Consider the following 6,593-nt stretch of genomic DNA (forward strand, 5'->3'; position numbering starts at 1 on the left):
GGGGAATGGCTACTTTACAGCCATTTGGAATCCTAGAAATATCATAGAAGGCTCTGTCTTTGATGAGATTGAAAGAGAGATTAAACATATTGTTCCAGAGCTTGCTCGTGTGAGCAGCGGTAGCCAAAATGTCAAAAAATGGGAGGAGATCCTTGTCTCCACAGGAGATTTCACAGACTGCTTCTTTATGGAGTGTGATTATGTGGAGACTATGGATAAAGCTCGATATATGGGGGCTTGGCATTCTGTCAATGACATACAAGCGCAAGCTGGGCAAGATCGCTGGGATAAAATCATCACTATGATAGAGTCTAAAATCACCCATCTTAGCGTGCTTGAAGTCCCTTATAAAATCCGTGCGTGGAGTGTAAGAAAGGCATAGATTCTGTGCTTCTTGTGCTTTGCGCACATACGCGTAAAGCACAAGGAGAAATGATGAACACTTCCACACAGGATTCTACACAGCAAAAGATCGTAGAGAAAGTTTGGGACTATACTAAGCACGCCAAATTCTACGAATACCGCCCCAACTATGCCCCTGCAAGCATTGATATGCTTACCTTTCTAGTCAAGCAAAGTAGCAATACCGCCACCCCAAAAGTTGCCGATATAGGTGCTGGCACGGGGAATCTAAGCATTATGCTATTAGAGAGAGGGTGTAATGTAGTAGCAGTTGAACCAAATGATGCGATGCGAGCAATTGGCATAGATCGCACCAAAGAATGGGTGCAAAAGGAGCAAATTGAGTGGGTGCGTGCTAGCGGAGTGGATAGTACGCTGGCTAGTGGGGAGTTTGATTGGGTTACCTTTGGTAGTAGCTTTAATGTAATGGATAGACACAGCGCGCTTATAGAAGCGCACCGACTCCTACGGGGGGGGGGGGGATATTCTCTTGTATGTGGAATCATAGGGATTTAGATGACCCTATCCAAAACAAAGCAGAAGAGATTATCACAGAGTTTGTCCCAAACTACACAAGGGGGACTAGGCGAGAAGATCAGCGTGCTATCATAGAATCTAGGAAAGATCTCTTTGATAGTATATTGTATGTAGAAGAAGACTTCTACTTTCAGCAGAGTTTAGAGAACTATATCAACGCGTGGAAAAGCGTGAAAAACCCTTATTGGGATTTAGACTCTACTCAAGGAAGAGAACTCTTTGAAAACATCACACAAAAGATGAGAGCCACTCTGCCTAAAGAGCTTGATATCAAATACACCACTAGATGCTGGAGTGCTAGAAAAGTGTAGTAGAGCAAAGGTGTAGCGATAAGGCTAGCATAAGGAGAGTCGGCTAGATTCTATATTGTATTCAAAGGAGAATTATGCGACTCTATACACTTATGATTAGTCTAGTAAAAGGATCGGTGCGACTTATGCTAAGAGTTTGGACTGCTTTGGCGTGGAGGCTTCGCGCAAAGCTCCCTAAAAGCTATGATTTTTTCTATCTCTCAAGCCATGGCGTAGGGCATAATGCAATGCTAGGCTTTTTGCACCACTGTGGTGTGAAGATTAATTGGCATTTTGAAGAGTCAGGCAAGCAGCGATATGCCCATATCTATCAAATGCTCCTAAAAGCACAATGTGCAAAAATCGGGGGGGGGGGGGCGAGTGCTATGCCGTTGCCCTAAGTGAATGTGGTTTTGTGCAAAAGGAAGAGTTTTTTACTGCGTTTGCTAAGCGTGCGCCTGCGGTATGCTTGGTGCGCGATCCTATCGGTGTGATTAAGAGTATCTTGAATTTAGTCGGGCGAGATGGGGGAAGGATCTTCATTCTAGATACGCCCTATGAACAAATCACGCAAGTAGGCTTTGGCGACTTTACGAAAGCTCCTATTTCGTGGAGAGAGGCTAACCCACATCTAGCAAGTATCGCTACGATTGTGGAGGATTCTAGCGGGCATGTCTTTATCCAAAATTCTCTACAAGAGGCTTTGCAAAAAGTGATTACACAAACCCACTATATCGATATGCAGCAAATCACAAGCCAAAATGCTTATGCCACCTTGCTAGATCTAAGTCAAAAGCTTAACTTCAATCCCCCAGAGAAAGACTCTGTGATATGGACTACAAAAATGTTTGGTGAGATCAATGGCGTGCTACCCTTTAGCCTGCATATCCCCTGTGAATCAAGCAATGAAGCTAGTGAGCAAGTGCTAGAAGTGTCTATCACCCTAGAGCAGTATGCGATGTGGCAAAGGGGTATCATCTATCTCTTGCAAGATTTTATCAAATCAACACCCTTTACAAATATCGCTATCATAATCCCTAGCAACAAGGCAAAGCTGCTTAGTCCAGTAATTTTGCAACGCTTAGAGAACTTTATGCAAGGCTTTATAGAAGCACTGCAAAGAAGAGTGGAGTATATCAATGCGCATAAGATCACAGAAGAGCAAGTGCTAGACTTCTTGCGCGAGCATAAAGATGTGGCAAAGAAGCTAGAAGCAAAGCTTGATAGAGAGTTAGCGCATATTATGAGTAATCGAGCGGATATTGTGGAGAGTTGGGGGTATTACCAGCAGTTCAAAGCCCTATGCCACTAGTGGTTCAGCCTTGGTAATCATTTGCCTGTGTGTTGTATGTTGGACTAAAACGGCGATTTCTTCGACTTACTTTGTCGATGGACTTCAGGTTTATCTTCCTTGTGAGCTTTGAAAAGTGGCGTTTTTGTCTCCAAATACTGCCACGAAAGAAAGTAAGCAAAAAGCCACTTCTGCCCCTACAATGTGGGTAAAGCACGCAAAACTAGCAAGGCTACGCAAGCTTGGCACGCTAGTTCTTTAGAAAAACACTGCGTGCTTAGCATCCTTAAAAGGCAATCACGCTAGAATCTAAAAGCCTAGAATCTAGTAAAGAAGCGATTAGACGACTAGTTCCCCCCGCAAATTCATCATTATTAGCAATGATTCCACATTTGACTAAAATGGCTTTAATCAACTCTTGGTATTTTTCTATACTCATTTTTATGGTGTTATACTGCTCTTCTACTTTTTCACACTCGCTTACGATTTGCTTTTGGATTTCTAAAGGTGGCAAGGGGATTTTTAGATTTTTAAGTGTTGCAAGATTGATATGCTTAACGATTGGATTTGTTGCTGAATTTTCTAGTGTTTGTTTTGAAAGCCTTAAAATATAGACTAAATAGTGATTTATAATTTTTGAATTATCGCATATTAAGGCATTTATTTGTTGATTAGTGGTAAGTTCAATTTTATTGATAGCACATTTGCCGATCGTGGCTGTGCAAGTCAATAATACAGATTCTTTAGGGACGATTTTTACTTTTTTGTCTTGTAAAGCTTTTTTTGAAACAAATTGAGAAGTAGATTCTATAAAAATATTTTCTTTAAAATCTGGTGTTGTAAGCCAATGAATATCGTTGCTATTCCAATATTCTCTTACACTCTTTAATGGAGTAGAGCCATTGATAATTTCTATAACAACTTCCCCTAACTTTACAAGCTTATATGTACAATTTTCAAAAGGATTCTGTGGATTGCTCTCGCCTTGTGAATTTGTGGGATTTAAACTTATAGCCTTATTAAAATCCACCTTACTAAAATCTAGCATATCTATAAGGCGTGCTTTACAAGCATAGGGATTTAAAACTTGTGGGATAGTGATTTTGTCATTGCGAGAATTTGACTTGTCAAATTCGTGGCAAAACAAGGGATACCGCTCGGCGTTAGCCGATGTTTCTTTAGAATCCACACTAGAATCTGTTTGTTGATTGTGGATTGCTTCGGTCGCTTCGCTCTCTCGCAATGACGGAGAGGGGGTTTCGTCTTGCAGGGAAGAAGATTCTAAAAATGCTTGGCGGATAAGGTGGGCTAGCTTATTTGGATTATGCGGATTATCCCTTTCAAAAAGGGGGCTAAGGTAGGGGCTATGTAGCTCTTTTAAGCCTTCATCGCCTTTACGATTGCTCCACTCATAGCCTAAAAATCTTTTCTGCTCTTTGTTGTCATTTGGGGCTTTGATGATGATGGGGGCTTGGTTGAGAGCTAGAGAGAAATAGAGTAATTTATCTTTTTCTATCGCTCTTGCGTAGGCTAAAAAGGCGTTGTGTATCAAGGTGTCTTTGTCTTTAGAATCTTTATAGGCTTTGGATTCTACTAGCTTTTTTGTAGTCGCTTGTTTCTTTAAAGGCGGTGCGGTATTCTTTAAAGGTGTTTAGCTCTAAAAGTTGCGTTGTGCTTTTAGCGTTTTCAATATTTTTGCACCCTGTGTCTTTAGTTTCACTTGGCATTTTGCCTAAATTGTAGCTAGATTCTAAATTCTTGCCATTTGGCACCCCTGCATCCTGCGCCCACTCAAATAGTTGAGACGCTAAACTCCCATTCAAAAAGCTTTCATAATCTTTTTTATCAAAGCCCCTAAAATCACAATAAGCATTAAAGGCTTTTATATAGTCTTTATAAAGCTCATTTTGTGATAAATATCCGCTTTCTATGTAGTTTTTGATATTGCTATAATCTTGCGAAATGCTTGTATTTTCTGGCGTGAAATTTTCCTTTTTGCGTGTCCGGGACTAAGTAGCACACATAAACTTAAGCTCGTTTATGCGAGATTTTCTACGCTTTTTTTGAGCTCCTCAAAGCTATTTTGGATAGATAAAGATATGCCATGCACATTTTGAGAAGTTGTGAGATTATGTTTGGCAAAATCTAGGATTTTTTTCATATCTTCGTTTATGATTGTGAGATTTTTGCTCATCACATTGCTATGATCGATAAGCTTTTGGGTAGTTTCAAAGCTTTCATTAAAGATATTTTCAAAAGTATCAATCTTGGTGTTTGCATCGTTGGTGCGTGAGAGCAGACTTTCTACATTTTCTTTATTTTCTATGATGACTTGTTTGCTTTTATTGACATCTTGAGTCATTGCTTTGACATTATTATCGATTTCACCAAGGCTGTGTTGGGTATTTTCTGCTAGTTTTCTTACTTCATCAGCTACTACGGCAAAGCCTCTTCCATGCTCTCCTGCTCTTGCGGCCTCAATAGCGGCATTAAGCGCTAAAAGATTTGTTTGATCAGCAATCGAGCGCACGGCTTCAACGATATTGATGATTGTATTGGTATTGTTTTCTAGAGATTCAAAGTGCGAGATGAGATTAGCATTTTGGCTAAAGATATTTTCTACCAAATTATATACATCTTTAAGGAGTGCTCTAATTTCTTGCATAGCAGTAGACATCGATTCTTGCTCGGATTTGGTTTGCAAAATTTCTTCGTTAAAAGTTTGCAAAAGCGTGCTTGTAGAATCTGCTTTTGTGTTTGTAGATTCTACGATAACATTCATATCTTGTGTGAGGCTTTTAAGAGAATCTGCGATATTACCAAGTCCGTTGATATCTGTTTGACCACTTTTGACTTTTTCATGTATGGTTTCTACTACGGCTTGTATGCGCGCCTTAAAGTCATCAATAAGTGTGAGAATCTTGCCATTTTCTGTGCTATATGAAGTATTGATTTTGATTTTTGAAGCCAGTGTAATAGATTTTAATTCCTTAGCAATGATTTTTGTCATATTCACACCCCAAGTCTTTTCATCAATATCGTGCATGATAAGTGCGACCACGATCACAAATTGCACAATTTGCCCTATGAGATTCTCAGTAAAGAGCAAGGCATTGGTTGCGAGTATGATGATACCTAGAATGTGAATAATTCGCATACGAAAATAGAGTGATTTAAACATGATAATATCCTTTTTAAAAAAGTGCGCAATTTTAGCGTTAGAATTTTAATTTTTTATTAAAGCTTTCATCATAGATTTTACAAAGAAAGATATTTACAAGTTTATCAAAGGCATTTTCCTTGCCTGAAATGTTGTGTTTGCGTAAGATTTTGGCAAACTCGTGGTATTTGCCCTCTTCTTTTAGCTCTTGTAGATTAGAAAAAGTGGGGGTTAGCTCTAGAATCTTATAGGCATTGACTTGCTCTTCAAAAATGCCTTGTGTGAAAGATTGCAGCTCGTAGCTCTCTTTCCATACTGCAAAAAGTTCGGTGTTATTGCTTGCTTTTTTGTAAGAGTTTTCTAGCTCGTTTTCTTGCAAATATTCATCATTATCAAAGGCTTGGATAATGTAATTTTGATATTTGATACTTTTAGATTCTTGGTCGTGGTTTTCTAGATCGCTGGTGTAAAGGCATAGGAATTTTGTAGTCTTTTCTTGCTGAAAATAGCTAAAAAGCTGTCCGCCATTATTTTGCATTCTCTCCCATTCTTTGCTAAATTCGCTTTTACTATTTTCCCCTGCGGTTTTGCACTCTATGATGAGATAGGGGGCGTTTTTATTATCACGCACTAAAATATCAGCCTTTCCGCTTTTTGCTTCTCTGCCTAGCTGCCACTTTGGCTCTAACTCTAAAGATTCTGCTTTATAGCCTTTTTCTAGTAGTCTATGCACACATTCAAACACGACAAAATTTTCAGGGTGAGAGAAGTTTGAAGTCGTGGTGTCATTGATTTTTATGCTTTGTGGGTAGATAAGCTTTTGATTTGTAAAATCTACTTGCATTGTGTGGGAGCTTATGGTCTTTGTATAAATATTTGTGTGCTTAGAATCTAGCTTTTTAGATTCCCCCCC

General features: G+C 39.3%; 4 protein-coding genes and 4 pseudogenes. 4 read left to right on the forward strand and 4 right to left on the reverse strand.

The window, feature by feature from the left end; translation table 11 throughout:
* From IKB69_RS02745 to IKB69_RS02760, 4 genes and pseudogenes are all read left to right on the forward strand, one after another.
* A pseudogene (locus IKB69_RS02745) lies at nt 1-382 on the forward strand (SAM-dependent methyltransferase); the annotation flags it as partial.
* Between the two features lie 53 nt (nt 383-435).
* Nucleotides 436-1,250: pseudogene (locus tag IKB69_RS02750) on the forward strand (class I SAM-dependent methyltransferase).
* Nucleotides 1,251-1,324: 74 nt separating this feature from the next.
* Nucleotides 1,325-1,630 (forward strand): hypothetical protein, encoded by a 306-nt coding sequence (locus tag IKB69_RS02755; protein ID WP_290945868.1) that lies wholly within the window; start codon nt 1,325-1,327, stop codon nt 1,628-1,630.
* Nucleotides 1,582-2,541 carry a DUF2972 domain-containing protein gene (locus IKB69_RS02760; protein ID WP_290945870.1) on the forward strand — a complete coding sequence of 320 codons (960 nt, stop codon included), beginning with the start codon at nt 1,582-1,584 and terminating at the stop codon, nt 2,539-2,541. Before IKB69_RS02755 ends, IKB69_RS02760 begins: the two co-directional genes overlap by 49 nt.
* A 265-nt stretch (nt 2,542-2,806) precedes the next feature.
* Here the strand turns inward: IKB69_RS02760 and IKB69_RS02765 are convergent, their stop codons facing one another.
* From IKB69_RS02765 to IKB69_RS02780, 4 genes and pseudogenes are all read right to left on the reverse strand, one after another.
* Nucleotides 2,807-3,568: a restriction endonuclease subunit S gene (locus IKB69_RS02765; protein ID WP_290945874.1), complete on the reverse strand. Its 762-nt coding sequence runs from the start codon at nt 3,566-3,568 to the stop codon at nt 2,807-2,809.
* Nucleotides 3,569-3,796: 228 nt separating this feature from the next.
* Nucleotides 3,797-4,520: pseudogene (locus IKB69_RS02770) on the reverse strand (restriction endonuclease); the annotation flags it as partial.
* A 38-nt stretch (nt 4,521-4,558) separates the two neighbouring features.
* Nucleotides 4,559-5,701, reverse strand: a complete 1,143-nt coding sequence (locus tag IKB69_RS02775; RefSeq protein WP_290945872.1) for a methyl-accepting chemotaxis protein — start codon at nt 5,699-5,701, stop codon at nt 4,559-4,561.
* A gap of 40 nt (nt 5,702-5,741) precedes the next feature.
* Nucleotides 5,742-6,554, reverse strand: a pseudogene (locus IKB69_RS02780) (type I restriction enzyme HsdR N-terminal domain-containing protein); the annotation flags it as partial.
* Nucleotides 6,555-6,593: the final 39 nt, after the last annotated feature.

Origin of the sequence: Helicobacter sp., assembly GCF_017502485.1 — a bacterium.
GTDB lineage: Bacteria > Campylobacterota > Campylobacteria > Campylobacterales > Helicobacteraceae > Helicobacter_B.